A 25,811-nucleotide genomic window follows, 5' to 3' on the forward strand; every position below is an offset into this window, starting at 1 on the left:
GCGTCCAATGCATTTTGTTTTGCATTTTCATGATCTCAAACGCATTGATTCCATGACTCTGGTCCAGCTGCGCCACTTCATCGTCCTGGCCCAAGTGGGCTCTTTCGTGAAGGCGTCAAGCCAGTTGTGCATGACGCAACCTGCGCTGAGCCGCAGCATCAAGTCCCTGGAGGATGAGCTCGGCCAGTTGCTGTTTGACCGCATCGGCAAGCGCATCGAGCTCACCGTCTTCGGCCGCGAGGTGCTCGCACGCAGCCGGGCACTGGTCGAGGAAGCGGAGCAGCTCAGGCACTGCGGCAAGCACTTGGGCGCGCAAGACTCGGGGCGCGTGCGGCTGGGGCTGAGTTCCGGGCCGGGGGCTATGCTGACTGCCCCGGTCATGGCGCACTTCGCGCAGCACTTCCCCCGCTTCCATGTCGACATCGTGCGGTCCAACACCGCAAGTCTCGTCCAGATGCTCAGGGAGCGCCAGCTCGATGCGCTCGTGGTCGACGTTCGCGCGCTGCAACCGGCCCCCGACCTCAGCGTGACGCAGGTCGCCGAGATGGACGGCATCTTCATGTGCAGGAAAGACCATCCCTTGGCGAAGTCAGCCAAGGTCAGCTTCGAGCACCTGACCAGCTACCCCATCGCCTCGACGCCGCAGAGTGAGGAAACGGCCCGAATCCTGATCGAGCGCTATGGGGAGAAGGCACACCCCGAGGTCATGGTGAAGTTCCGAAGCGACGAGATATCCCACCTGATACAGGTGACTGAAGACACTGACACTGTTCTATTGGCCATACGGGCATGCGCGCCAGACTTGGTAGAAATCAAGCTTCACCCGCCACTGGCGATAAAGGCTCGCTTCGGCCTGGTCACCATCGCCCACAAGGCCGAGGCTCTCTACCTGCCCGAGATTCGAAAGCTGATGGCAACGGTTCTGCGGTGAAGTCGCCGTTCTGACATTTGCTCAATGTGTTCGCCAGAACGCCTTCCATGCGGCGGGCGATCCTGTCCGAGTCCAGCCAATGACAGGATTCAAATGAATGATTTCGATATCGTTGAACGCAAATTAGTAGTGCAAGATTGACCGGAGTCGTCAGACTACGCAGCCGGCTTCGGCGCCCGGCGCGGCAGGGGTCACTTGGACTGGATCGGGAATCACGTAGCCGTAGCGCACCGCAGTCAGCTGAGCGAGGATGCTCACGGCGATCTCCGGCGGTGTGCGGGCACCGTTCTTGATTCCCACCGGTCCGTGCAGCCGTGTGAGCTGCTCGTCCGTGAGGCCGAAGTGCTCCCCAAGCCGCTGTTTGCGCCTAGCCTGATTCACGCGCGATCCGATCGCCCCGATGTAGAACGCGGGGCCGCGCAGCGCCTCCATCAGCGCGAGATCGTCGAGCTTAGGGTCGTGGGTGAGGGCGATGACTGCGGTATGACCGTCGGGCCGCAGCTCCACGACCACGTCGTCGGGCATGCCGCGCACCAGCCGCGCGCCGTCGATGCAGAAGCCCTCGGCATACTCGTCGCGGGGATCGCAGACGATGACGTCGTAGTCCAGTGCGCGCGCCATCGTCGCGATGTACTGGGTCATCTGGCCAGCGCCGATCAGCAGCAGCCGCCAGCACGGCCCGTGCGTCGTGACGAGCGTTGTTTCGGTGAGCTGAAGAACGTCGCCGTCGCCCGGCGGGGTCAACGTGACTTCGCCCGTCCGTAGGTGCAGCTCGCGTCGCACGAGTTCGCCGCGCGCGAGGCGCTCGACGAGCTCGGACAGCTTGGACTGCTCGCCCACCGGTTCAAGCACGAGCTCCAGCGTGCCGCCGCAGGGTAGGCCGAAGCGCGTCGCTTCCTCCGCGCCCACGCCGTAGCGCACCACCTCCGGCTTGGCAAGTCCGAGCGCGCCGTTGCGCACCTTGTCGATCAAGTCGTCCTCGATGCAGCCACCCGAAACCGACCCGACGATCTGGCCATCACCACGCACGGCCACCACTGAGCCGATCGGCCGTGGCGCCGATCCCCAGGTGCGGGTGACAGTGCCGAGCACAACATGATGGCCGCCTTCTCGCCAGGCGAGGACTTGCTTGAGAACGCTCAGATCGACGTTGTCCATGGATCGCTCTTAGGGCGGCGGGCGCCAGCCGTCGCCGCAGTGTCACTGATTCGAACCGCCTGGCGCCAAGTGGCGATTTCTCTTTGCCAGCAACTGTGCAGGATGCATGGCACCCATGCACAGTCACATGGCGGGCCCCTTGCCGGCCTCTCCCTCAGCGCCCCTGGATCAGGTTGAGGACGCGTTCCGGAGTCAGCGGCAGGTAGGTTGCACGCTTGGCCCCGAGCGGAGCAAGCGCATCGTCCACCGCGCAGGCAATAGCGGCGGGTGCGTGCATCCGGCCGCCTTCGCCGCCGCCCTTCATGCCGTAGGGAGTGAAGGGGGAAGGCGTCTCGTGGTGGCCCAGTCGGACCTCCGGCACCTCCATGGCCGACGGGATCAGGTAGTCCATCAGCGACGAGCTGACGATCTGCCCATCCTCGTCGTAGACGTACTCCTCCAGCAGCGTTTGGCCCACCCCCTGGGCCAGGCCGCCGATGACGTGGCCATCGAGCGAGCGCGGGTTCACGACGGTCCCGCAGTCGTGAACGGCCACATAGTCGAGAAACTTGATCGCGCCGGTCTGCACATCCACCTCCACCACGGCAATGTGCGCCGCGTGGGCCATCATCGGGTAGAAGACACCAAGATCGCTGCGGTCGGCGGTCGGAAGCGTCGTGTACGGGTGGTCGAAGACCATGTCCGCCTCGAAGCCGCTGTCGATGTCTGCCGGCAGCTGGTGCTTGAACAGGCGCGGCATGACGGCGATCTGCGCCAGGCTCAACCGTTTGCCGGCATCGCCTTTGACCTGGACGCCGCCGTTGACAAACTCGAGGTCGTTCTCGCTGATCTCCATCATGTGCGCGGCGACCTTCAGCGCCTTCGCACGGATCTTTGCGGCCGCCCCTTGCACGGCACCGGAGATCATCACGGTGAACCGGCTGCCGCCCGGGCCGCTGGCCGGCAGCCCCTTGGCCGTTCCCGCGTAGCTGAAGCTAACGTCATCCGGGTTGACGCCGAGTTCCTCGCCCAGCACCTGCGCCACTACCGTTTCGGGGCTGTTGCCCCAGAATGCGGTCGAATAGAGTGTCACCGAAACGGCGCCGAGTGCGTCGACGCTGATCGAGATGCTCTCGGGCACGCTGGTCACGCCCATGGCCGGGCTTCGGCGGAAGAACCACCACTCGTTGGCGGCGTAGACGCTGCGCTCTTGGCAGGTGACCAGGCCGATCCCGATGTAGCGACCCTGCGCCCTCGCCTTCGTCTGCTCGGCACGCCAGTGGTCCAGCTTGGCGAGATCAAGCGCCTGCTTCAGGACGCCCTCGTAGTTGCCGGAGTCGTAGACATTCCCACCCGGAATCTTGAAGGGGAATTGCGACGGCTGGATGAAGTTGCGGCGCCGCAGCTCGATCGGATCGAAGCCGTGTTCCCGCACCGCTTTGTCGACGATGCGTTCAATCGCGAAGTTGTGGACTTCGGAGCCGAAACCTCGATAGGCGCCTTGTTGGCACTTGTTGCTGAACACGCCGCGCGCGCGATAGGATACGGCCTTGATGTTGTACGGTCCGATCACCTGCGACATCGCATTGCCGTGGGTGCCCAGGCCGAACTGGAAGTAGGCGCCATAGTCGTCGATGACGTCGAACCGGATGGCACGGAGCTCGCCTTCTTTTGTCATTGCCAACTCGATCTCGTACTCGCGCTCGGAGCCGTGATGATCACAACTGACGGCGTGATCGAGCCGGTCCTCCACGTATTTGACGGGCCGGCCGAGAAACTTCGAGCACATGCCGGCCGTGACGGCCACTCGCACCGCCCAGAACTTCGCACCGAAGCTGCCACCGGCGGGCATTGGGATCAGGTCCAGCTTGTTGCTGGGCACCTTCAGCGTGCCGGCGACGAGGAACGCGAAGTTGGTGAGCGCTACCGAATTCGAATTGATCGTCAACATCCCCGTGGCCGGGTTGAAGTTGGCTATCGCACCCACTGTCTCCAGCGGCTGCGCCGACGTGCGGCCCCAGCGTACGGTCTCGCGCACCACGATGTCAGCGCGTGCGAACTCGCCGTCCACGTCGCCGAACGAAAGTGTGCTGTCCAGCGCCACGTTGGACTCCATCTTTTCGTGGAGCAAGGCTGCGCCGGGCTGCATCGCGGCCCGGGCATTCGGGATTACCGGAAGAGGCTCGTACTCAACGTCCACCAGCTCCCGCGCGTCCTCGGCGATGTAGCGGCTCTGCGCCACGACGACCGCGACGCCTTCACCGACGAATCGGACCTTCTCGTCGGCCAGAACGCGCCACTTGTGCAGGTTCGGCTCCGGGTTGAAGTCCGGCATGTAATCACAGAGCTCCGCGGCCTGCTTGCCGGTAATCACAGCGACCACACCGTCAAGCTCCAGTGCGCGCGATGTGTCGATGCTTGTGATGCGGGCGTGTGCCACCGGGCTGCGCACCACGGCGACATGTAGCATGTTCGGCAGGTCGAGGTCGTCGACGTAGCCGCCCTGCCCCATGAGGAACTTGCGATCCTCGACCTTCGGAATGGATCGACCGATCCATTGCAGTTGCTTCATGCCTTGCATGGCCATCACCGTGTCTCCTTCGTTGGGTCGCGCAGTTCCGCGGCCGGGATGCCAGCCGTCGCGGACCATTCCTCACCACGCAGCCTGGCTGCCGCCTCCATCACCGAATCGATAATGTGCTGATAGCCCGTGCACCGGCAGAGGTTGCTCGCGATGGCTTCGCGCGCTTCTTCCCGTGTCGGCGTGGGATTCGTCTCCAGGAACTCCGTCACCCGCATCAGCATGCCTGGCGTGCAGAAGCCGCACTGAAGACCGTTGCAGCGCCAGAACGCCTCCTGTACCGGATGGAGCTTCGTTCCATCGGCCAGTCCTTCCACGGTGTCGACGCTACTTCCATCGATCTGCACTGCCAGCGTGATGCAGGAGCGCGCAGACTTGCCATCGATCCGCACGGTGCAGGCGCCGCAAACGCCATGCTCACAGCCGGCGTGCACGCCGACGAGGCCGAGGTCTCGTCGCAGCACATCGGACAGCAGCGATCGGCTCTCGACACCGACCACCCGCTTCGTGCCGTTGACGACCAGGGTGATGTTTTGCTTTCCAGATTGGCTCACTGTCGTTCTCCTGCATTTGCCCGCGCGACCGCGGTGCCGATGACCCGGGCCGCGTAGACGCGACCGATGTTCGTACGGTAGGCCGCGGACCCGTGCATGTCCTCGCTGCATTCGACGCCCTCGAGCGCCGCGGCAGCCGCCCGTTCGATGACTTCGGCCGTCGGGACCTTGCCAAGCAGTGCCTGCTCGGCCATAGAGGCGCGCAGCGGCCGGCTCGCCAGTCCGAAGAGACTCAGCGCCGCCCGGCGGACGGAACCGTCGGCGTCCAGCTCTATGATGCTCACGGCTCCCGCGATGGCGAAATTCCCGTGCGTCCGGGCGAACTCCGCGATCGCATAGCCCGCCGAGCTCGGGATCGCTGGAAACTTGACCGCTGTCACCATTTCCGAGGGCCCGACGGCCGTCATGAACGGACCGAAGTAGAACTCGGAAGCCGGGACGTGGCGTTCGCCCAACGGGCCCGCGATTGTGATCACTGCATCGAGCGCCACAGCAACTGCCGGCAGTTCGGAATGGGGGTCGGCGTGCGCGAGGCTGCCGCAGACCGTGCCGCGATGACGGATCGTCTCATGGGCCACAAGTTTGAGCGCCTCCGGCACGAGCGGACAAACGCGCTTGACGACGTCGCTTCCTTCGACTGCGTAGTGGCGCGCCGCGGCGCCGATCACGACACCGTCGGAGTGCTCCTCCACCCGGTCGAGACCGGGGATGCGCGTGATGTCGATCAGGTGCGTGGGCCGCGCAATTCGCAGGTTCATCATCGGAACCAGGCTCTGCCCGCCGGCCAGGATCCGCGCACCTTCGCCGTACTCACTGAGCGCGGCGATGGCGCCCTTGACAGAGTCGGCACGCACGAATTCGAATTTGGGTGGCTTCATCGTCAGCTCCTGCGACGCTGCATCGTCGATGGATGGATAGGCATGTCTTCGCCGCGCCCCGCCGGCGTCCGACTCGAAAAATGATCAGCTGTCATGTGTCTCCTCAGTGCAGTGGTTGAATGATCCGGTAGCGCCCCGCGACTCCCCATCCGGGGCGTTGCGGCGCTGATGGCCGCGACGACCTCTTCCAAGGCTCGATAGGTATGGCCCGGCACGAAAGTATTCACCCAAGGAAGCGCGGCAGCCATGCCGCCCACCAGGGGGCGATAGCCATCAGCCGCCATGCGCGGATTTATCCAGACGATGTGGTGGGCCAGTCGCGACAGCTCACGCATGGAGCTTTCGACCAGCCCGACGTTCTGAGTCTCCCAGCCGTCGGAAACGATCACGATTACCGCGCCGCGTGCCACGCCGCGCCGGCCGTGCTGGTCCACGAAGTCGGCCAGTGCCTGTCCGATCCGCGTGCCACCGGACCAGTCGGGCGCGCTGTCCAGGGCCCGCCGATAGGCTGCATTAGGATGGTGGGTGCCGAGCACCTTTGTCAAACGGGTGAGTCTCGTGGCGAACACGAAGGCTTCCGCGTGCAGCGCCTGCACCGCGCCGCGCATCAAGTGCAGGTAGAGTCTCGCAAAGGACTCCATTGATCCTGAAACGTCGGCGATCAAAACCACCCGTCGCGGACGCAAGACGCGCTCCTGCCGCACGAGGACCATGGGCTCGCCAGCCGTTCGACAAGATCGCCGGATCGTGGCCCGCACATCGACGTTCCGGCCCTTACGGCCGCTACGCATGCGCGATGTGCGACGCGGCGGTGGCATCAAGCGAAGCCGCTCGATAGCACTCGCCAGCGTCGCCAGCTCCTCGGGCGTGCAGGCCGCGAAGTCCTTGACCGCCAGGCGCTCCTCGGCGCTCATCCGGAGAACCGCTCCTGCGCGCTTGCTCTCGCCAGAAAGCTCGCCCGCCGGTTCGCCCGCCGCAGTACGCGCTAGGTCCGACGCATCGTCCGCCAAGGCCAGTTGGTCCGGCAGGGACGAGCCGGACGTCGCGTCCCCGGACTCGTACTCTGCCCCCCCATCGTTGACGGACTCCTCCGGCATGCCCGGCGTGCCTTCGTCGGGCCGCCGCTCGTCCTTCAGGGCCTGCGCATACGGCGACGCATCCATGAAGCACTGCTGGAAAACAGCGTCGTAGGCGGGTACCTGATCGCGTGCTGTCAAGAGGGTCACGCGCCCGATCCAGTAGAGTTGCTCGACGGTCTTGGGCTCGGCAAGACCGATGGCATCGGCAAAGCGTGCGCTGCGGTCGGGGTCGACCGGCACCCCGGCAGCATGCAGGCGGTTCCCGAAGGCCCCGACCAGTCGTCCGAACAGATCGTTTTCGGATCTCATCTGCCTGCGATCCATGCGAGGCCACGGCCGCGTGCGACGTCCTGGTCCTCCCGGTACTTCAATACGGAAGCAAGGGTCTGATCGGAGGCCTCGGCGGTTAGCAGCGAGATTCCGAGAAGCTGCGCGGCACGTGCCCAGTCGATGGCCTCCGCCAAGCCTGGTGGCTTCTGCACGTCCAGCTCGCGCAGCCGCTGCACGGCAGCCGCGATTTGTGCGGCCAGTGCGGCCGGCGCTTGAGGCACACGGCGCCGAACGATCCTGGTAGTGAGTTCGACGTCGGGGTAGTCGATCCAGTGATATAGGCATCGGCGCTTGAGCGCGTCATGGAGATCTCGCGTCCGATTCGAGGTGAGGACCACTACCGGAGGGACGGCCGCACGTATGGTGCCCAGTTCGGGAATAGTGATTGCCGCCTCAGACAGCATCTCGAGGAGGAACGCCTCGAACTCTTCGTCGGCTCGATCGACCTCGTCGACGAGGAGCACGGCCGGCATCGGACCCGGATGCTCCAGCGCCTGCAAGAGCGGCCGTCGCAAGAGATACTCGCGCGAAAACAGAGAGTGTCCGTCAAGCGCATCACCACGCGCCTCGGCAAGCCGGATGTCGAGGAGTTGTCGAGGGTAGTTCCATTCGTAGAGAGCCTGGCTGGCGCTGATGCCTTCGAAGCACTGAAGCCGGATCAACGGAGATCCCAGCATCGCGGCAAGCGACTTGGCAGCCTGCGTCTTGCCAACGCCCGCTTCGCCCTCCAGCAGCAGCGGCTGAGGCAGCCGAAGGGTACAAAACAGCGCGACCGCCAAGCCCCGCGCAGCAAAATAGTCATGCGCCTCCAGCCGCGCGATGAGCTTCTCCACGTCCGGAATGAGTTCAGCGGCGGTCATGCGGATTTCCTCTCATGCTTGCTATGCCGTGGCTGCGACGCGTGCAACCGGTGGCTCAGCGAGTGAACCACCAGACCGCTACCGCGAGGACAGCGACGGCCGCCGACATGAATCCCACGCGCTTGAGCACGGGACTCAGGGCGATGGTCGCAAGATCAAGCGGCTCGTTGCTGGATGGCTGCGCTGGTGCCGCACCGGGCCTGGGCGCCGCGACAGCGGCCATTGCCAGCTCCGGCATCGCCACCGTCGCCGCTGCCGATCCTTGCGCGGCTGGCGAGGCTGCAGCATTGCGCGCGACGATGACTTTCTCCAGGTTGGCGGCGAACTGCGCGACCAAGTGCTTGGAGACGTCGACCATCAGGCCGCGGCCGAACTGCGCAGCCTTTCCCGTGATGGTGAGGTCGGTCTCGAGGGTGGCGGTGGTTGAGGCCGGGCCGCTCGGGAGCAGCTGCACGGTGACCAAGGCTTTGGCACCGCCGGCGCCCTGCTTTTCCTTGCCCTTCGCTTCGATGACCACGGTGTACGTGGCATCGTCCTTGCGCACGAACGCGCCCTCGCCAGCGTACGTCATCAGAACGGGGCCGAGTTTCACTTTCATGTCGGCAGTGAACGAGTCTCCGTCGAAGCCGGTCAGGGTGGCGCCGGGCATGCAGGGCGCGACGGCCTCAAGGTCCAGCAGTGCCCGCCACGCGGTGTCGATGTCCGCGGGGACCACGAAGGTGTTGTCGAGTTTCATGGGTTTCTTCCAATGGCGGGGCGTCGCCGCCTGAGTGACTGATCTGGGCCGCAGTTGCCCCCGTGAACCACGAGCGCGGAACGGCCAATTGCGCGGGATGTGCCTGGCTCGCTGTCTGTTGCAGGCGTCCGACGCCCTTACTGCCTTGCGATTGGTAACTGGGACGGTTGCGCGATTCGGGCGGAACGCTCAAGGACTGGGCATTGGAGGCGACCGCGATGACGATGTCGATGAACACGCGCTTGGCCGGAACCGACTGTTCGCGTACATGTGACCCCGGCCTCGATGGTGTCCCGGCGGGCGATCGCGGCCGGCGCCGAGCCGACGAAGGCCGCGGCAAGCAAGCAATGTAGATCTCTTCATGGATGTCTCCTTCCAGGCGCCGTTGTGAATGCGTTGTGGCGGCGACCGGTGCAAAGCATACCTGAGCGACCAGTGCTCGCAACAGGGCTTCGCGCGAGAATCTACGTTCCAGAAGGAGAAACTGTCCGGCGTGTTCCGAGGTCGCAGCGCTTGTGTGTTTCAGGCCCCGCAAGGCGGCGCCTTGCGGGCCGCGCTCTTCGCTCGCATACCATTTACCGCAATGCAGACGCCGCGGTCGCTTGCAGCGGCGTGGATCCGCGTTCGAACGATCTCGGCAGTAGGCGCGACTGATGCGAAGGCTACAACCGAGGGCCGGTGCACTTGCGAAGACGGCTCTGTCTCGTTGGCTCCGCGGTAAGTCACAGTCAGGCACCCTGAAGCTGCTGTACGATTCTTTGCAGGGGAGCTTGGCCATCACAGATGCATGCGTCATCCTCGTGCAAGAGCTGCTTTGGGCCGCATCTTCTGTCTGGAAGACGGGCAAGCCATGGGGGAGCCCGCCAGGCTGTTGCTCAAATCTGCTTGAGAAAATATGGAACGTCAAGCACTGATTTTCAGGGGGGAAGTTTCGGTGGCAGAAACGCTGGTTTTCGGCCCTCGGGCTTATTTTCGCGGACTTTGCTGGCTACTATTCCAGCGCCGGCTTCACCGCCAGACACCCCTCTAAGACAACGCGGAGACACGATGCCTAGCTTCAACGAGCACAACCTCACCGAATGCGTGGTTCAACGGTTTGACGGCTGTGAGTCCCCACGGCTGAAACAGTTGATCCAGGCGCTCACGCGTCACCTGCACGCCTTCGTGAAGGAGACCGCCCTCAGTCAGGACGAGTGGATGGTGGCCATCGAGTTCCTGACCCGCACGGGTCAGACATGCACGGACCGGCGCCAGGAATTCATCCTGCTCTCAGATGTTCTCGGCGTTTCGATGTTGGCCGATGCGATCAACCACCGGATGCCCGAAGGCGCCACTGAGACTACGGTACTCGGCCCCTTCTATCTGGGTGAACACAGGCTGATGCCAAATGGCGCGGATCTGGCGCCGGCGGCGACAGGGGAGCGGCTGTACATGGCCGGGACGGTCCGCGGCGTTGACGGCCAGCCCCTTGCCGGGGCCACCATCGATGTCTGGCATGCCGACCGTGACGGTTTTTACGACGCCCAGAAGCCGGAGCTCGGTGGCGCTCCATCCATGCGGGGGCGCTTCCGCACCGATGCGAAAGGGTGCTTCTCCTTCAGGTCACTGGTGCCGGCGAGCTACCCGATACCGCACGATGGCCCTGTTGGCGACTTGCTCAAAGCCACCGGCCGGCATCCCATGCGCCCCGCGCATGTGCATTTCCATGTCAGCGCCCCCGGCCACGAGGCGCTGGTCACGCATGTCTTTTTCAGCGGGGATCCCTGGCTGGAGAGTGATGCGGTCTTCGGTGTGAAAGACAGCCTGGTCGTAGGCCTCGAGGAGTGCACGCAGTCCACCTATCCGGACGGCACGCCAGCGCCGAGCAGCTGGAAGCTGCTGGCTTACGACTTCAGGTTGAAGCGCTCGCCTTCCTGACGGTCGGCGGCGAGCCGCCGCAGGCAGGAACCTGCGACAAGCCTCGGACGAATCGTTCACGTCGCTGAGCGGCGTATTTTCCAAGTCCCTTTAGGAGTATTCGAAATGCTGTTCGTCATTCATGCCTTCGACAAGCCGGGCGCCCTTGCCACGCGTCTGGCCCACTATGACGCCCACAAGGCCTATCTCGCGCAGATGGAAGGCGCGGGTATCAAGACCGTCATGTCCGGCCCGCTCGTCGAAGACGACGGACAAACCATGAAAGGGTCCATGTTTCTGGTCGACGTTCCTGACCGTGCCGCCGCTGAATCCTTCCATCGGAACGACCCATTCTTCAAAGCTGGTGTCTGGCAGCCGGCCATCATCACGGCGTACATCAAGCGGGTGGGATGAGTCGCGACCAGAGAGTCCGACGCGTTCACGCCATCCACTTTTTCTCGTAATCCATCTTTCGGAAGTGATCCAGCAGGAAGTCCATGAACGTCCTGCATTTCGCCGACAGGTACTTTTGGCTTGGGTAGGCGATGTTGATCGTCAGGTCGGGCAGGCTGAATTCATCAAGCAGAGGCAGAAGTCGACCGGCCACGAGATCGTCGTAGATGATGTAGCGCGGCTGGACCAGGATGCCATGGCCCGCAAGCGCCGCGGCACGAATGATCTGTCCATCGTTTGACACCATTGTCCAGGGGAGGCGAATCACCCGTTCCATTCCATCGCGACGAAAGTGCAGTTCGTCGGGCCGGTTCGACAGCGAGTACTGCAGCATCGAGTGCTCATGCAGATCTTCCAGGGTTCTCGGCGTGCCACGCCTGGCCAGGTATTGGGGGGATGCGGCGAGAACACGGCGTGTTGTTGCGAGCTTGCGGATCGTGATGCTCGAATCCGGCTCGAATTCCCTGGTGCGGATTGCAAGGTCGATGCCGCTCTCGATGAGGTCCACATAGCGATTTGCGGCGACGATGTTCACGACCACATCCGGGTACAGTTCGTGATACTTCGGAAGCAGCGGCCCGAGGTGGAGCATCGCGAAACTGAGCGAGGACGTGATTGTCAATTTGCCCTTCGGCTGCAGGGTGACGCTGTTCACCGCCTTCTCTACTTCCTGCAGTTCGTTGTGCAGGAGTTTGCACCGCTCGAAGAACTGCTGGCCTGCCTCGGTCACATGCAGATTTCGAGAGTTGCGCTCGATCAACCGGGCGCCCAACCTAGCCTCGAGAGAGGCGAGATGACGCGAGACCGCGGCTTTGGACATGTCCATCGCCTCGCCGGCTTTGGAGAGCCCGCGCTTCTCGACGATGTTGAGGAAGAGCTCGATCTCAGTCCAGCGATCCATGGCGACGCTATTGTTCCGTCCAATGCAACCGATGTTCCCGCTGCCTAGCCTTTATTTTGGAAATGCAGCTCCTTACCATGGGGAGATGATACATGGTCGAAACAAAGATGCTTGACATTAACGAGGACAGCATCACTGGCGAAGTGATCGTTCGAAACGCGGGCTGCACCGATGCACGGCTTCGGGAACTGATGCTGGCACTGGTGCAGCACCTCCACGCCTTCGTGCGGCAAGCCAAGGTCACGACCGCCGAATGGGATGCCACGCTGCTATTCCTTGAAGAGGTCGGCCGCCACTCCGATGCGTCGCGCTCCGAGTTCCGGCTGTTCTCAGATGCGCTCGGCGTTTCGAGTCTGGTCCACCTGTTGAATGGCAGCAGCGGCGTGCCGACAGCCGGCGTGCGCGACACGCTCCCCATCAATGAGGCGCGGCAGTGGGTTGAGCTGTGCGACCTCGAAGACACAAAGTGCTTCGTGAGTGGCACGGTCAAAGGCGCAGAGGGCGAGCGGATTCCCGGCGCCGAGTTGGTCATCCTGCCAGTCGATGCCCGTGGGTTGGTAGGTGTCGCGACACCGAATGTGATGCCGCTCGGGATTGTTCGTTGCGACGCGCATGGGCGTTTCGGATTTTGTGTCCCCCCCCCGAAGCCGTTTGCGTTCCCCGCGGACGGGCCGGTTGCACGGATGCTGCGCGCGCTGAACCGCCACGCGTGGCGGGCGGCCCACCTTCACTTGCAGATCTGGGCGCAGGGCTACGTTCCACTCGACAGCCGCGTGTTCCGAAGTGACTGCGAGCACCTGTCGAGTGATGCGTCCTTCAGCCTGCGAAGCCATGAGATCGCGGACTGGACGCTGCATGCCCCGGGAGTTGCGCCGGACGGATCGCGGATGACGCAACCCTTCTACACGCTGGATCGGGACTTCGTGCTGGTTCGCGCGCCCGCCGCGCGGGCCTCACCCCCTCTTCCGTTTCCGTCCACTTCACAGGAGAAATCCAGTTGAAACACCCGAAAATCGCAATCCTGGGAACCGGTGCGCAGGGCGCATCCATCGGCGCGGACTTGATCCTCGCCGGGCTCGACGTTACGTTCATCGAGCAGTGGCCCGACCATGTGGAGGCCATGCGCAGGAACGGTATCACGGTCAATCTTCCCTCGCGGTCCATCCACGCGCGGCCGCGTGCCCTGCATCTGTGCCAGGTGGCTGAGCTGCGCGAGAAGTTCGATGTCGTGCTGCTCGTCGTCAAGGCCTACGACACAAAATGGTCGTGCCAGCTCATCGAGCCGTACCTAAAGAAGGATGGATTCGTGGTGGGGGTGCAAAACGGCATGTCGATCGACGACATCGCCAGCGTCGTGGGTATCGAGCGCACGATCGGCGCCGTGATCGAGATCGCGTCGAATATGTTCGACCCGGGGATCACCAATCGCCAGAACGACCACGACACCTCTTGGTTCGCGGTCGGTGGTCTGGTTCCGTCCGCGCAGCGACGCGCGGGTGAGATCGCGGAAATTCTTGGGCACAGCGGAACGGTAACGATCAGTGAAGACATCCGATCGTCTAAGTGGATGAAGCTGGTGGTGAATGCCGCGGAGCTCGTCCCCTCAGCTATATTGGACTTGCCGTTGCGAGAAGCCGCGCGTGTGCCCGGCATGCTCGACTTCATGCGTAGAGCGGGCTACGAGGCGATCCGTGCGGCCATTGGCAGCGGAAGTCAGCTGGTCCCAATCTTCGGTGTCGACTCGGTGGATCCGTCGCGGCCGGAGAAGTTCGTCGATGATCTCTTCGAGGAGGTGCTTCGCACGTTCATGCAGGACAACACCCTCACAACGACCTTGCAGGACTGGCGCAAGGGTCGTCGTGGGGAGATCAATGAGGTAAACGGCTACGTCGTGACCCATCTGGCGCGGCTCGGCCACGCGGCCCCGGTCAATGCGCGAGTCGTGGAGGTTGCACACAGGATCGAACAGGGCGAGCTGCTGGCCGCCCCGTCCAACATCGATCTTCTTCTGGCGAACCTAGGGCCTGATGACGGCGAGGCCGCGGGCACTTGTGCCCATGACCGGGAGTAAAGGGATGAACGAGTTTACGCATGAAATTCTGCCGTCGCGGATTGTGTTCGGCACCGGCGCGCTCGGCAAATTGCCGGAGGAAGTCCGGCGCCTGTCCGCGACTCGGGCGCTGCTGTTGTGCACGCCTGAGCAGCAGCGACTCGCCAAGCAGGTCACCGATTTGCTGGGGCCGCTCGCGGTCGGCATCTTTGCGGGAGCTGTGATGCATGTGCCAGCGGAGTGCGTCGAGCGCGCGCTCGGCGAAGCCCGCCGGCACAGGGCGGATGTCTGCATTGCGGTCGGCGGCGGATCCACCATCGGACTCGCCAAGGCAATGGCACTGGTCGCCGACATCCGCATCATTGCGGTGCCGACGACGTACGCGGGCAGCGAGGTCACGCCCATCTACGGCATCACGACGGATGGATTGAAAAAGACCGGGCGCGACGTGCGCGTCCTGCCCCGTACCGTGATCTACGACCCCGACCTCACGCTGACGCTTCCGGCGGCCATCAGCGTCGCCAGTGGCATGAATGCCATGGCGCATGCCGCCGAGGGTCTGTACGCCAGGGACCGCAACCCCGTGTGCAGCCTGATGGCCGAGGAGGGCTTGCGTGCGCTGGCCCGGTCCCTGCCCGTGCTGGCCACGAACGGCGCGGATCGGGAGGCACGGGCGAGTGCCTTGTACGGCGCGTGGTTGTGTGGCAGCGTTCTGGGAAGCGTCGGCATGGCGCTGCACCACAAGCTGTGCCACACGCTGGGCGGAACCTTTAACCTGCCGCATGCCGAACTGCATACCGTCATGCTGCCGCATGCGATCGGCTACAACGAGGTCGTCGCCTCGGATGCCGCCGCGCGCATCGCGTCGGCCATCGGCTCGAGCCGTGCTGGCGCTGGCTTGCAGGATCTCGCCAGGCGGTGCGGCGCCCCACTTGCGTTGAAGGACATCGGGATGAAGGCGGAAGACCTGCCGCGTGCCGCGGATCTGGCCTGCCAGGATCCGTACTGGAACCCGCGCGCATTTCAGCGTTCGGACGTGTTGGAATTGTTGCAGCGTGCGTTCGACGGCGTACCAATCACTGCGTAGGAGAACCATGATGAAGATCGCATTCGTGGGAGTTGGAAAGATGGGCCTGCCCATGGCGACGCACTTGCGCTCGGCAGGGCATGCTGTGGCCGCCTTCGATCCAGGGCCGGCGGCTCAGCAACGGGCTCGGCAAGCCGGCCTGGAGGTGGCCGAGTCATTCGAAGCTGCAGCGGCCGACGCGGAGGTGATCGTGTCCTCGTTGTCGAACGACGCGGTGCTGCTCGCGGTGGCGGACCAGATCGCAGCACGCAGCCGTGGCCGTTGTTCGTGGATCGACACCAGCACCGTGTCGGTCGCCGCGTCGGCCTCGGCCGCCGAGCGCGTGGCCGAGGCAGGGGTGCCGCACCTGCGTGCCACCGTGTCGGGCAACGCATCGATGGCCGAGGCGGCGCAGTTGACCGTGATGGCTTCCGGGCCGCGTGAGCTCTACGCTGCGCTGCTTCCGCTGCTAGCGTGCTGGGGTCCCCGGCAGTTCTATCTGGGCGATGCCGAGCAAGCGAGACTCATGAAGCTTGTCATCAACCTGATGATCGCCCATACGACCGCAGCGCTTTCTGAAGCGCTGACGTTGGGTCGAAAGGGCGGCCTCGAATGGTCCGACCTCTGGGCGGTGATCTCCGAAAGCGCCGTCGCCTCACCGATCGTGAAGGCGAAGGGCAGGCAGCTCGTCGATCGCGACTTCTCGCCCACATTCACTGTGGAGCAAATGCGCAAGGATCTGCATCTCATCATGGAGGCCGGCACCCAGCTCGGCGCGCCGCTGCCACTGACATCCCAAGTGGCTGCGCAGCAGTCCGCCGCCGACGAGGCTGGCTTTGGCGCAGAGGACTACGCCGCTGTGATCAAGCTTGCCGAGCAGGCCGCCGGACTGCCGATCGATCGAACGTAAGACACACGATCCTGAAGCCATTCTCCCCGCCGCCTACGAGGCGCTGGAGCTGGGCGTCGTCAAGCTCGACCGAATCGGGTCAATCGCTTCAAGGACTCCATTAAGGATGCACGTCCAACTGGGAAGATGTGGTGAATCAGCTGCGTTCGGCACGGCGGATGGCGTTGCATCAGCGGCGAGTGGCGCAGCAATTCAGCCCCTGATTGGGAAGATAGATATGCCTGTCAAGCACATTGTCATGTGGGATGTTCGCGGGGACACCCCCAAGGAGAAAGGCGAAGCGATCCAGTTCGTCCGGCAGCGGTTCGAGTCCCTTCGAGGTCAGATCCCAGGGCTGCTGCATCTCGAGTTGGGTGTCGATGTCAGCCTCGTGGACTATGCTTGCGATGTGGTTCTCTACACCGAATTCGACAGCCAGGAGTCGCTGCAGAGCTATGCACGTCACCCCGCCCACTTGCGGGTTCGAGAGGAGGTTGGAAGTCTGCGCATAGCACGACACCAAGTGGACTATTTCGTGCCATAGGTGTGCGTTCGCGGTTTTCCGTCTATCAGTATCCGGGTCGATCGGACGGCAGAAAAACTGGCAGGTCGTTCGGCCTGCATGCCGCGCTCACGGGCGTATCTGTTCCATAAGCCGCTTCCGGCCCGCCGAGCAGATGCTCGACCCTGGCCTGAACCCGTGACTAGTTGCGGTTCTTGGCGCGGGAGGCCTCGTCGACGATGCCGCCTCGCCGGGTACGCTGGTTCGTGAAGTCTCGGGCTTGTTTAAGGGCCTTGCCCTCGTTCAGACCCGTCTGGCTGGCATAGGCCGAGTCGCCGTACACGCGGTGCTCGGCGCCATGCAGGAAGTCAGCAGCGGATGTTTGTCGTTCACGGTGGCAGAAATACCATTGCTGACCCTTGCGGGCAGATCTGGTGCGCCTCTGGGTCGAGCGCCTTGTCGGTATTCTTGGTCGAGCTGGGCGTGCCAATGCATGCCCGACCTGGCCTCGCAGTGAGACCGCCGCACGGTACGAGCCAAAGCAGCCCGAGGCCCTCCGCGGCAGGCTGTTGCGCGACGTGGTCGCTGTCCTGTCGCCGTCCCCCACTGTCCTGATCTTCGGCGAGCTCCGACCGTTCTCGACGGGTATTTCCTGAGGTTATATCTCTAGGAGTATTTTTCAGTCGTTTTTTTATTCCTGTCTTCCTACACTTCAACGCACCGCCAAACAAGAAGGATTGGCGGCAACCCCAGCGGAGACAATGGATGAACGAGGCGCAAGCAACGCAAGAGCGGACGGCCGATTTGGAGTCGTTTCAGCTATTCATCGACGGCCAGACCGTGGATGCAGCATCGGGACGGACCTTTGGAACGGTTGACCCGTACACCGGTGAGACCTGGGCGACCGTGGCCGATGGCAGCACGGAAGACGTGGATCGGGCGGTGTCTGCCGCGCGCCGTGCCCTGCAAGGATCTTGGGGCAAGCTCAGCGGTTTTCAGCGCGCCAAGCTGATGCGCCGCCTGGGTGAACTGATCGACCGGAATGCGGAAGCGCTCGCCCGCCTGGAGGTGCGCGACTCGGGCAAGCTGTACCGGGAGATGATCTTCCAACTGCGCTACCTGCCCGAGTGGTTCAACTACTACGCGGGCCTCGCTGACAAGCTCGAGGGGCGCACCATACCCACCGACAAGAGCAATTTCTTCGTCTACACCAAGCGCGAGCCAGCCGGGGTGGTCGCGGCAATCACGCCCTGGAACGCGCCGCTCATGTTGATGGCGTTCAAGCTGGCCCCTGCACTGGCCGCGGGCTGCACCTTCGTGATCAAGCCCTCCGAGCACGCCCCGGCCTCGACGCTGGCCTTTGCGCGCCTGGTCGAGGAGGCGGGATTTCCGCCGGGGGTGTTCAACGTCGTCACCGGCCTCGACCGCTCTCTGGGGGCCCACCTGGCCGGCCATCCCGATGTCAACAAGGTCGTCTTCACCGGTTCCACCGCCACCGGCCGTGCCGTGGCCCAGGCCGCGGCGGGCAAGCTCAATGGCGTGGTTCTGGAGCTGGGCGGAAAGTCACCGCAGATCGTCTTCGAGGATGCCGATGTGACCGCTGCGGCCAATGGCGTGATTGCGGGTATCTTCGCCGCCTGCGGTCAGACCTGCATGGCCGGCTCGCGACTCATCGTCCATCGCAGCATCGCCGACGAGCTGGTGGCCCGCATTGCGGAGCGCGCGAGAACGATTCGCCTTGGAGATCCCCAGGATGAAGCCACCGAGATGGGGCCGATTTCGAACCTCCCCCAGTTTCAGCGGGTCAGCGAGTACCTGCGCAGTGCCGAGCTTGAGGGCGCGAGGATGCTGGTGGGCGGGGTCGCGGACATTGGCAGCGGCTGGTTCGTCAAGCCCACCATCCTGACCGACGTGACACCCGCCATGCGCGTGTGGCGCGAGGAGATCTTCGGGCCGGTGCTGTGCGTGAGCCCCTTCGACACGGAAGAACAAGCCATCGCCATGGCCAACGACACCGAGTATGGCCTGGCGGGTTCGGTATGGACACTCAACATCCAGCGCGCCCATCGCGTGGCGGATCGCATGCACGCGGGCACCGTGTGGATCAACTCCTACCGCGCCGTCTCGCCCAGTGTGCCGTTCGGAGGCTTCGGTGCAAGCGGCCTCGGCCGCGAGAACGGGATCGAATCGGTGCTGGACTTCACCGAAACCAAGTCGGTGTGGGTGGAGCTGACAGGGGCCACGCGCGACCCCTTCCGCATGGTCTGAATCAGGTATGAAAACAGCATCAGGAACTACTGCCATGAACAACGTGCAAGAGCCGACGCCGCAGAGGCTCAAGGGCAAGGTCGTCGTCGTCACCGGGGCCGGACAGGGCATTGGCAAGGCGTATTCACGCCGCCTGGCCGAGGAGGGGGCGCAGGTGTTGATGGTCGACATCAACGAGAAGGCCGTGCGGGAGGCCGCAGCGGAGCTCCGGGAGGCCTCGCTGAACGTGCAGGGCTGGGCCCTGGACGTGGCGCGCGCCGAGGATGTCAAGCGCTTTGCTGACGAGCTCTCTGAGCAGCATGAGCGCATCGACGGACTCGTGAACAACGCAGCCATCTTCTCCTCGCTCAAGCTCATGCCGTTCTGGGAGATCGATACGGCCCAATGGGACCAGGTGATGGCGGTGAATGTCCGCGGGCCTTGGATGCTGGTCACGGCGCTGCTGCCTAGGCTGCGCGCGGCGGGCGGGGCCAGCGTGGTCAACATCGGCTCGGACGCAGTGTGGATGGGAAAGCCGGGCTACCTGCACTACGTGGTCAGCAAGGCCGCCGTTTACGGCATGACGCACGCCATGGCCCGCGAGCTGGGTGCTGACAACATCCGCGTCAACACGCTCTCACCGGGCTTCACGACGACCGAGGTGCCGCGCGAAACCTTCACCGAAGCACAGCTCACCGGCATCCTGAAGTCGCAGGCTCTCCAGCGCGTGGCAAGCACGGGCGACATGGTGGGCGTTGTGTCCTTCCTGATGAGCGAGGACAGCCGCTGGATCACGGGCCAGACGCTGCACGTGACCGGTGGCCTCCTGCATCGCTGAGACGGATTGCATCCATGACCTCGAAACCGAATTTCCTCTTCATCACGACCGACCAGCAGCGTGCGGATCATCTGGGCTGCTACGGCAATGCGCAGATCCGAACGCCGCACATCGATTCGTTGGCCAACCGGGGCCGTCGCTTTGACCGCTTCTACGTTGCCACCGGCGTGTGCATGGCCAACCGCGCCTCTCTCATGACCGGGCGCATGCCATCGCTGCATGGCACCCGGTGCAACGGCATTCCTTTGGCGCGCAATGCCACGACCTTCGTGGACCTGCTGCGCGACGCCGGCTATTACACCGGCCTGGTGGGCAAGTGCCACCTGCAGAACATGACGGACATGCCTCCCGAGGCGCCGCCCGACCCGGTGCCGGCGGGCCTGACGCCGCCGGTGGAAGCGCATGCGGACGCCGTCAAGAACCGCTGGAGCGAAGGCGGCTACGACATGGAGCTGTTGCGCAAGTGGCGCGACGATCCTGCGCACCGGGTGCAGACGCCGTACTATGGCTTCGACCATGTCGATCTCTGCACCATGCACGCAGACATGGTGGAGGGCGACTACGCGCGATGGTTGCACGAGGTGGCGGGTGACATAGACCGACTGCGCGGGCCGAAAAATGCCATTCCCGACGATCGCTACACCGCCCCTCAGGCCTACCGGACCCGCGTCCCGGAGCACCAGTATCCCAGCGCCTGGGTCGGCGACCGAGCCGATGATTTCCTGGAGTCGGCCGCGCGGCGCAAGCAACCCTTCTTCCTTCACTGTTCGTTCGCTGATCCGCACCACCCCTTTACGCCGCCTGGCAAGTACTGGGACATGTACGACCCCAAGGACATGGTCCTTCCGGCATCGTTCTACCAGAGCGCCGATAGCTCCTTTGCCCCCGTGGCCGCGCTGCACCGGGAACGCGCGCAAGGGCGCGGCCGCATCAACTCCACCGTCGGCTTTGCCGCCACGGAGCGCGAGGCCAAGGAGGCGCTGGCGCTGACCTACGGCATGATCAGCATGATCGACGATGTCGTCGGTCGGCTGATGGCCAAGCTGGCGGCGCTGGGTCTCGACCGCAACACCGTCGTCATCTTCACCAGCGACCATGGCGATTTCATGGGCGACCATGGGCTGCTGCTGAAATCGGCCCTGCATTACCAGAGCCTCATTCGAGTGCCGTTCATCTGGGCTGAGCCACCGGGGGCTGCCCTGACTGCAGCGGGACAGTCGACCCACGCGCTCGCGGGAACGGTCGATATCCCGGCAACCATTCTTGCTCGCGCGCAATTGGCGTCGTTTCATGGCATGCAGGGGCGCAATCTGCTGCCGCTGCTTGCGGGTCACGAGGCGGCCGGACGGGATGCGGTGTTGATCGAGGAGGACGGCCACGCGCCGACATTCGGTCTGACGGTGCCCGTGCGTGTACGCACGGTGGTGACCGCCACGCACCGCCTGACGCTCTATGACCAGCCCGGCTGGTCCGAGCTGTATGACCTGCGCAGCGACCCGAACGAGTTGGTCAATTTGATCGACGACCCTCGCCACGCCAGCGAACGGGCTCACATGTTCGAGCTGCTGGCTCGCGAGCTGATGATGGCCGATGACCGCTCACCGTTTCCGTTGGGGCGGGCCTGAGCGCCCGTCTATCGGTCATGACACCCAAGAGTTTCGAGGAGATAAGCATGACAGCACTTCGTACCATCCGGCGCCGGACCTTCTTGCAGAGCGCCAGCGCGTTCGGCGCCTGCCTTGCGCTGCCCGCACTCGCGCAGGGTCCCGCTTTTCCCAGGGGGCCGATCAGGTTCGTTCTTCCGGTGGCCGCCGGTGGCGCCGCCGATGCGAGCACCCGACCGCTGACGCTGGAGCTGGAGCGGTCGCTCAAGCAGCCGGTGATCGTCGAGAACAAGCCGGGCGGGCTCTTCACGATAGGCCTGCAGACCGTCCTGCAGGCGCCAGCCGATGGGCACACGCTCATCTACCTCTACAACAGCGTGGCGTCGGTGCAGGCGGTCCACAGGCGGTTCGACATCAACCGCCAGCTGATTCCGGTCACGCAGACCTCCAGCATTCCCATGGTCCTGTTGGTGCCGGGAAATTCGCGCTTCAAGACGCTAGGCGAACTGGTGGCCTACGCCCGTGCCAACCCCCGCAAGCTGAACTACTCGTCCCTTGGCCCCGGCAGCACCGAGCATCTGAAGGCCGTTCAGATCGAACGGTCCGCGGGCTTCCAGGCGCAGAACGTGCCTTACAAGTCCGGTCCGGAGATGGTCAAAGGCCTGATCGGGGGCGAGGTGGACTTCACGCTGACGGCCGCGACGTTCGCGCACACGTTTGCCCCAAAAGGACAGGTTCGTGTGCTCGCGGTTCTTGACCGTCTGCGCATGAGGGAGATGCCCGACGTTCCCACCCTCTCGGAGGCCGGCGTCAACGTACCTCCGCTGACCTTCTGGGGCGGCTATGCCGTTCATGCCGACACACCGGCGCCCATCGTGCAGCGCCTGTACGAGGAACTCACCGCTGCGGCCACCAAGCCTTCGGTGCGCGAGCTTCTGGCGCCCATGGGTATCCTGACCGTCACGAGCAAGTCGCCCCAGGACTTTCGGAAGCTGATCGCGGACGATGTCGCCTGGATGGCGGAAACCGCGAAAGATCTCGACATCGCGCTCGAGAAGTGATGCGCGCTTCCCCCCTCCACTTGATCCCAACGCATTCGAGGACATTCATATGAGATTGTGCCAATGGCTTGTTGCCGCCCTCGCGGCTACCGGTTTGGGTGCCTTTGCACCGACGCTTCTTGCCGCGGACTTTCCAGCCAGGCCCGTGACACTGATTTCGCCCACGGTCCCGGGCGGCGCCATGGATGGCGTTGCACGCCTGATCGCGCAACGACTCGGGCCGCGGCTGGGCCAGCCCGTGGTCATCGATTCGAAACCTGGTGCAGGGGGCACGTTGGGCGTCAGCCTCGCGGCCAGGGCGCCGGCGGACGGCCATACCCTGGTGATCGTGGCCGACTCCTACCTGACGGTGGCCCCGCGCTTGCTGCGCGGTGTGAGCTTGCAGCCTTTCAAGGACCTGGCGCCGGTGATCGAGCTGGGTTCATCGCCCATGGTGCTCGTCGCCCACCCTTCGCTGCGCGTCAAGACGCTGGCCGAGTACCTGGCCAAGGTGCGTGCCGAGCCGGGCAAGGTGACATATGCCTCGGCAGGCGCCGGCTCTCCGCATCATCTGTTCATGGCGACGCTCGAGCAGCAACTGGGCTTGCGTCTGGCCCATGTGCCCTACAAGGGCGGGCCGCAAGCGTTCTCCGATGTGCTGGGCGGTCATGCCGACAGCATGTTCATCGCCATGAGCACGGCCGAGCCGCACATCAAGAGCGGCAAGCTGGTGGCACTGGGCGTGTCCGGGGCCAAGCGCCTGACTGAGCATCCCGGCATCCCGCCCATCGCCGAGCAGGCTCCGGGATATGAGAGCGAGTTCTGGTTCGCCCTGTTCGCACCCGGTGGCACGCCCGCTCCAGTGACCGCACGCCTTCACCGCGAGATTGCGGCAGTGCTCGCCGAGCCGGAGGTGATCCAGGGCATGAAGGCGCTCGGGGTGGCACCCAGCGCTGGCAGCACGCCCGACTTATTGGCCCAGAAGCTGCGCCGCGAAGACGCGAAGATGGAACGACTCATTCGTGAGACCGGCCTCAAGCCCGAGTAAGCGCGGCTGAGCGCCCCGGCTTCAGTCCAGCGGCTTGAGCTGCTGCAGCAGCGTCGGCACCAGCTCGGTCACCGTGGGATGGATGTGGACCGCGCGCGAGATCGCGGTGTAGGGCCGGTCCGCGGCCATCACGTCGAGCAGGCTGTGCACCACCTCGTCGCCGTTCATGCCCAGGATGGCGGCGCCCAGGATGCGCTGGTTGCCGGCGTCGACCAGCACCTTCATGAAGCCCTGGGTCTCGCCGGCCTCGCGCGCGCGGCCCACGCGCTGCATCGGCATCTTGGCCATCAGGGCCGGGCGGCCGCTGGCGCGCAGCTCGCGCTCGGACAGGCCCACCCGGCCCAGTGCCGGATCGATGAACAGCGCGTAGCAGGGGATGCGGTCGGACAGGCGGCGCGGGTCGGCGTCGAACAGGTTGGCGGCGACGATCTCGTAATCGTTCCAGGCCGTGTGCGTGAAGGCGCCGCGGCCGTTGCAGTCGCCCAGGGCCCAGACGCCCTCGGCGCTGCTGCGGCATTGCTCGTCGACCCGGATGTAGCCGCGCTCGTCGGTCTCGACGCCGGCCAGCTCCAGGCCCAGGCCGTCGGTGTTGGGCTGCCGGCCCACGGCCAGCAGCACATGGCTGCCGACCACGGCCGAGGCGGCGTCGCCGCACAGGGTGCCGACCGCGATCTGAGCGCCCTGGGGCGCCAGCGAGAGGCAGTCGGCGCCCAGCTGCAGGCGCACGCCCTCGGCCTCCAGGATGGCGCGTATGCCCTCGGCCACGTCCTCGTCCTCGCGCGGCAGCAATTGGGGCGAGCGCTCGACCACCGTGACCTCGGCGCCCAGGCGCCGCATGATCTGCGCGAACTCAAGGCCGATGTAGCTGCCGCCCACGATCACCAGGTGCTCGGGTACCTGCTCGAGCTCCATGACCGAGGCGTTGTCCAGCGTTGGCACGCTGTCCAGGCCCTGCAGCGCGGGCCGCAGCGGCCGCCCGCCCAGGTTGAGGAAGATGCGCGGCGCCGTGAGGCGGCGCTCGCCGACCGCGATCGTTTGCGGCGCGACGAAGCGCGCCTCGCCGCGGATCAGCTCGCCCTGGGCCAGCCCGCCCAGCCACTTGGCCAGGCCGTCGCGCGACTGCTGCACGATCTGCTCCTTGCGTGCCTTCACGCGCGCCATCTCGACGTGCACCGGACCGGCGGAAAAGCCGAACTCCGCGCCGCGGCGCGCCAGGTGCACGGCGCGCGCGCTGGCCACCAGGGTCTTGGTCGGTATGCAGCCGTTGTTGACGCAGGTGCCGCCGAGGGGGCCGCGCTCGACGATGGCGGTGCGCAGGCCCTCCTTGCTGCAGCGTGCGGCCAGGGCCGGGCCGGCCTGGCCGGCGCCGATCACGATGGCGTCGAAATGCTCCAGGGACATGGCGTCTCCTTATCCGGGCATGGACCCGCCATCATGGCGGCGCCCGGCCGCCTTGTCGATTGACTACGACGCCAGCAGGGCCAGCACCTCGTCATGCAGCGCGCCGGCCGAACGTTTGCGCGGTGTTACAGCGCCAGGCCCGGCGCGCCGGGCTGGCGCAGCGTCTCGCGCAGGTCCTGGGCGGCGCGCAGCATGAGATCGCTCAGGGCCTTGTGCGTGGCCTTGCCGATCTCCTCGCCCGGCGAGCCCGAGATCATGTAGGCCGGCATCTCCACCGTGCCCGATTCGTAGCTGCGCCGGCGCAGCGGCTTGCCGGCGCCGTCGAGCACCGAGACATCGAGCGTCAGGATCACCGTGGGCGTGATCGCGAAGCCCAGGTTCTTGGCCTGGTTGTACTCGTAGCTGAACTGGCGCACCTTGGGCTGCACCACCACGCGGTACTGGGCCGCGCCATCCAGCGAGGCCGACTTGACGGCGCCGTCGCGGAACAGCTCGCCGAACACCGTGGCGGCGATTTCGCGCGCGATCAGGCCCAGCGGGATCGTGAGCTTGGTGGCGCTGCCGGTGAAGCTGGTCGGCGCGCCGACATAGGGGGTCTCGTCGTCGGCCTTCTCGGTGTAGACCAGCACGCGGCCGGCCAGGCGCTCGGTCTCCTGGAAGCCCGGCTTGTTGACATAGGCCGCGTTGTAGGTGGCGGTCTGGGCGCAGCCCGCCAGCAGGGCGGCCAGGGCCAGGGCCGCCAGGGCGCCGAGGCGGCTGAGGTTCGTTTGGAAAGTTGCCATGGGTCTTC

The 25,811-nt window shown here is 64.8% G+C and carries 23 protein-coding genes and 1 pseudogene; 13 read left to right on the forward strand and 11 right to left on the reverse strand.

The window, feature by feature from the left end; genetic code table 11:
- Positions 1-52 precede the first annotated feature (52 nt).
- Entirely contained in the window at positions 53-931 is an 879-nt protein-coding gene (locus tag FFS10_RS06950) for a LysR family transcriptional regulator (RefSeq protein WP_137892949.1), read from the forward strand.
- A 150-nt stretch (positions 932-1,081) separates the two neighbouring features.
- On the opposite strand, the gene FFS10_RS06955 is transcribed toward FFS10_RS06950, so the two are convergent.
- The 7 genes from FFS10_RS06955 to FFS10_RS06985 form a co-directional block, all read right to left on the reverse strand.
- A complete protein-coding gene (locus tag FFS10_RS06955) occupies positions 1,082-2,089 on the reverse strand; it encodes an XdhC family protein (RefSeq protein ID WP_137892951.1) in 1,008 nt (335 codons plus the stop codon).
- 154 nt (positions 2,090-2,243) lie between these two features.
- Complete coding sequence (locus tag FFS10_RS06960) at positions 2,244-4,655, reverse strand: xanthine dehydrogenase family protein molybdopterin-binding subunit (protein WP_137892953.1); 2,412 nt, start codon at positions 4,653-4,655, stop codon at positions 2,244-2,246.
- Positions 4,655-5,203 (reverse strand): (2Fe-2S)-binding protein, encoded by a 549-nt coding sequence (locus tag FFS10_RS06965; protein ID WP_283957620.1) that lies wholly within the window; start codon positions 5,201-5,203, stop codon positions 4,655-4,657. Before FFS10_RS06965 ends, FFS10_RS06960 begins: the two co-directional genes overlap by 1 nt.
- Entirely contained in the window at positions 5,200-6,081 is an 882-nt protein-coding gene (locus tag FFS10_RS06970) for an FAD binding domain-containing protein (RefSeq protein ID WP_137892957.1), read from the reverse strand. The genes FFS10_RS06965 and FFS10_RS06970 overlap by 4 nt, the downstream gene beginning before the upstream one ends.
- 2 nt (positions 6,082-6,083) lie before the next feature.
- Entirely contained in the window at positions 6,084-7,469 is a 1,386-nt protein-coding gene (locus tag FFS10_RS06975; protein WP_171016026.1) for a vWA domain-containing protein, read from the reverse strand.
- Positions 7,466-8,350, reverse strand: a complete 885-nt coding sequence (locus tag FFS10_RS06980) for an AAA family ATPase (RefSeq protein WP_137892961.1) — start codon at positions 8,348-8,350, stop codon at positions 7,466-7,468. The genes FFS10_RS06975 and FFS10_RS06980 overlap by 4 nt, the downstream gene beginning before the upstream one ends.
- A 55-nt stretch (positions 8,351-8,405) precedes the next feature.
- Positions 8,406-9,086 carry an SRPBCC family protein gene (locus tag FFS10_RS06985; RefSeq protein ID WP_137892963.1) on the reverse strand — a complete coding sequence of 227 codons (681 nt, stop codon included), beginning with the start codon at positions 9,084-9,086 and terminating at the stop codon, positions 8,406-8,408.
- Positions 9,087-10,133: 1,047 nt separating this feature from the next.
- Here FFS10_RS06985 and FFS10_RS06990 point away from each other — a divergent pair.
- Together FFS10_RS06990 and FFS10_RS06995 are read left to right on the forward strand one after the other, a co-directional pair.
- Positions 10,134-11,003: an intradiol ring-cleavage dioxygenase gene (locus tag FFS10_RS06990; protein ID WP_137892965.1), complete on the forward strand. Its 870-nt coding sequence runs from the start codon at positions 10,134-10,136 to the stop codon at positions 11,001-11,003.
- Positions 11,004-11,108: 105 nt separating this feature from the next.
- On the forward strand, positions 11,109-11,396 hold the full coding sequence (locus FFS10_RS06995; protein WP_137892967.1) for a YciI family protein: 288 nt from the start codon (positions 11,109-11,111) through the stop codon (positions 11,394-11,396).
- A 25-nt stretch (positions 11,397-11,421) separates the two neighbouring features.
- On the opposite strand, the gene FFS10_RS07000 is transcribed toward FFS10_RS06995, so the two are convergent.
- Positions 11,422-12,336, reverse strand: a complete 915-nt coding sequence (locus FFS10_RS07000) for a LysR family transcriptional regulator (RefSeq protein ID WP_137892969.1) — start codon at positions 12,334-12,336, stop codon at positions 11,422-11,424.
- Positions 12,337-12,428: 92 nt separating this feature from the next.
- Here FFS10_RS07000 and FFS10_RS07005 point away from each other — a divergent pair, with 92 nt between their 5' ends.
- The 5 genes from FFS10_RS07005 (at position 12,429) to FFS10_RS07025 (ending at position 16,885) form a co-directional block, all read left to right on the forward strand.
- Entirely contained in the window at positions 12,429-13,337 is a 909-nt protein-coding gene (locus FFS10_RS07005) for a dioxygenase (protein ID WP_137892971.1), read from the forward strand.
- Positions 13,334-14,407, forward strand: coding sequence for a ketopantoate reductase family protein (locus FFS10_RS07010; RefSeq protein ID WP_137892973.1), 1,074 nt, complete (start codon positions 13,334-13,336; stop codon positions 14,405-14,407). The genes FFS10_RS07005 and FFS10_RS07010 overlap by 4 nt, the downstream gene beginning before the upstream one ends.
- Before the next feature lie 4 nt (positions 14,408-14,411).
- Positions 14,412-15,473 (forward strand): maleylacetate reductase, encoded by a 1,062-nt coding sequence (locus tag FFS10_RS07015; protein ID WP_137892975.1) that lies wholly within the window; start codon positions 14,412-14,414, stop codon positions 15,471-15,473.
- 7 nt (positions 15,474-15,480) lie between these two features.
- Positions 15,481-16,362: an NAD(P)-dependent oxidoreductase gene (locus tag FFS10_RS07020; protein WP_249931194.1), complete on the forward strand. Its 882-nt coding sequence runs from the start codon at positions 15,481-15,483 to the stop codon at positions 16,360-16,362.
- Between the two features lie 106 nt (positions 16,363-16,468).
- Positions 16,469-16,885 (forward strand): Dabb family protein, encoded by a 417-nt coding sequence (locus FFS10_RS07025; protein ID WP_349654580.1) that lies wholly within the window; start codon positions 16,469-16,471, stop codon positions 16,883-16,885.
- Positions 16,886-17,048: 163 nt separating this feature from the next.
- On the opposite strand, the pseudogene FFS10_RS23840 reads toward FFS10_RS07025, so the two are convergent.
- A pseudogene (locus tag FFS10_RS23840) lies at positions 17,049-17,334 on the reverse strand (IS5/IS1182 family transposase); the annotation flags it as partial.
- A gap of 274 nt (positions 17,335-17,608) precedes the next feature.
- Between FFS10_RS23840 and FFS10_RS07035 the strand changes: the two are divergent.
- From FFS10_RS07035 to FFS10_RS07055, 5 genes are all read left to right on the forward strand, one after another.
- Complete coding sequence (locus FFS10_RS07035) at positions 17,609-19,111, forward strand: aldehyde dehydrogenase (RefSeq protein ID WP_137892977.1); 1,503 nt, start codon at positions 17,609-17,611, stop codon at positions 19,109-19,111.
- Positions 19,112-19,145: 34 nt separating this feature from the next.
- A complete protein-coding gene (locus FFS10_RS07040; RefSeq protein WP_137892979.1) occupies positions 19,146-19,928 on the forward strand; it encodes an SDR family NAD(P)-dependent oxidoreductase in 783 nt (260 codons plus the stop codon).
- A 14-nt stretch (positions 19,929-19,942) separates the two neighbouring features.
- Positions 19,943-21,553, forward strand: coding sequence for a sulfatase family protein (locus FFS10_RS07045; RefSeq protein ID WP_137892981.1), 1,611 nt, complete (start codon positions 19,943-19,945; stop codon positions 21,551-21,553).
- A 47-nt stretch (positions 21,554-21,600) separates the two neighbouring features.
- Entirely contained in the window at positions 21,601-22,593 is a 993-nt protein-coding gene (locus FFS10_RS07050; RefSeq protein WP_171016027.1) for a Bug family tripartite tricarboxylate transporter substrate binding protein, read from the forward strand.
- A gap of 145 nt (positions 22,594-22,738) precedes the next feature.
- Entirely contained in the window at positions 22,739-23,620 is an 882-nt protein-coding gene (locus FFS10_RS07055; RefSeq protein WP_171016028.1) for a Bug family tripartite tricarboxylate transporter substrate binding protein, read from the forward strand.
- A gap of 21 nt (positions 23,621-23,641) precedes the next feature.
- Here FFS10_RS07055 and FFS10_RS07060 read toward each other — a convergent pair whose 3' ends face one another.
- Entirely contained in the window at positions 23,642-25,021 is a 1,380-nt protein-coding gene (locus FFS10_RS07060) for an FAD-containing oxidoreductase (protein ID WP_137892987.1), read from the reverse strand.
- A 125-nt stretch (positions 25,022-25,146) separates the two neighbouring features.
- On the reverse strand, positions 25,147-25,803 hold the full coding sequence (locus FFS10_RS07065) for a hypothetical protein (RefSeq protein ID WP_137892989.1): 657 nt from the start codon (positions 25,801-25,803) through the stop codon (positions 25,147-25,149).
- Between the last annotated feature and the right edge of the window lie 8 nt (positions 25,804-25,811).

The organism is Ramlibacter sp. 2FC, assembly GCF_005503345.1.
Lineage (GTDB): Bacteria > Pseudomonadota > Gammaproteobacteria > Burkholderiales > Burkholderiaceae_C > SCMQ01.

Coding starts and splice junctions, on each gene's coding strand:
- FFS10_RS06950 (WP_137892949.1), top strand. CDS start 53: ATGACTCTGGTCCAGCTGCGCCACTTCATCGTCCTGGCCCAAGTGGGC.
- FFS10_RS06955 (WP_137892951.1), bottom strand. CDS start 2,089: ATGGACAACGTCGATCTGAGCGTTCTCAAGCAAGTCCTCGCCTGGCGA.
- FFS10_RS06960 (WP_137892953.1), bottom strand. CDS start 4,655: ATGGCCATGCAAGGCATGAAGCAACTGCAATGGATCGGTCGATCCATT.
- FFS10_RS06970 (WP_137892957.1), bottom strand. CDS start 6,081: ATGAAGCCACCCAAATTCGAATTCGTGCGTGCCGACTCTGTCAAGGGC.
- FFS10_RS06975 (WP_171016026.1), bottom strand. CDS start 7,469: ATGAGATCCGAAAACGATCTGTTCGGACGACTGGTCGGGGCCTTCGGG.
- FFS10_RS06980 (WP_137892961.1), bottom strand. CDS start 8,350: ATGACCGCCGCTGAACTCATTCCGGACGTGGAGAAGCTCATCGCGCGG.
- FFS10_RS06985 (WP_137892963.1), bottom strand. CDS start 9,086: ATGAAACTCGACAACACCTTCGTGGTCCCCGCGGACATCGACACCGCG.
- FFS10_RS06990 (WP_137892965.1), top strand. CDS start 10,134: ATGCCTAGCTTCAACGAGCACAACCTCACCGAATGCGTGGTTCAACGG.
- FFS10_RS06995 (WP_137892967.1), top strand. CDS start 11,109: ATGCTGTTCGTCATTCATGCCTTCGACAAGCCGGGCGCCCTTGCCACG.
- FFS10_RS07000 (WP_137892969.1), bottom strand. CDS start 12,336: ATGGATCGCTGGACTGAGATCGAGCTCTTCCTCAACATCGTCGAGAAG.
- FFS10_RS07005 (WP_137892971.1), top strand. CDS start 12,429: ATGGTCGAAACAAAGATGCTTGACATTAACGAGGACAGCATCACTGGC.
- FFS10_RS07015 (WP_137892975.1), top strand. CDS start 14,412: ATGAACGAGTTTACGCATGAAATTCTGCCGTCGCGGATTGTGTTCGGC.
- FFS10_RS07020 (WP_249931194.1), top strand. CDS start 15,481: ATGATGAAGATCGCATTCGTGGGAGTTGGAAAGATGGGCCTGCCCATG.
- FFS10_RS07025 (WP_349654580.1), top strand. CDS start 16,469: ATGCACGTCCAACTGGGAAGATGTGGTGAATCAGCTGCGTTCGGCACG.
- FFS10_RS07035 (WP_137892977.1), top strand. CDS start 17,609: ATGAACGAGGCGCAAGCAACGCAAGAGCGGACGGCCGATTTGGAGTCG.
- FFS10_RS07040 (WP_137892979.1), top strand. CDS start 19,146: ATGAACAACGTGCAAGAGCCGACGCCGCAGAGGCTCAAGGGCAAGGTC.
- FFS10_RS07045 (WP_137892981.1), top strand. CDS start 19,943: ATGACCTCGAAACCGAATTTCCTCTTCATCACGACCGACCAGCAGCGT.
- FFS10_RS07050 (WP_171016027.1), top strand. CDS start 21,601: ATGACAGCACTTCGTACCATCCGGCGCCGGACCTTCTTGCAGAGCGCC.
- FFS10_RS07060 (WP_137892987.1), bottom strand. CDS start 25,021: ATGTCCCTGGAGCATTTCGACGCCATCGTGATCGGCGCCGGCCAGGCC.
- FFS10_RS07065 (WP_137892989.1), bottom strand. CDS start 25,803: ATGGCAACTTTCCAAACGAACCTCAGCCGCCTCGGCGCCCTGGCGGCC.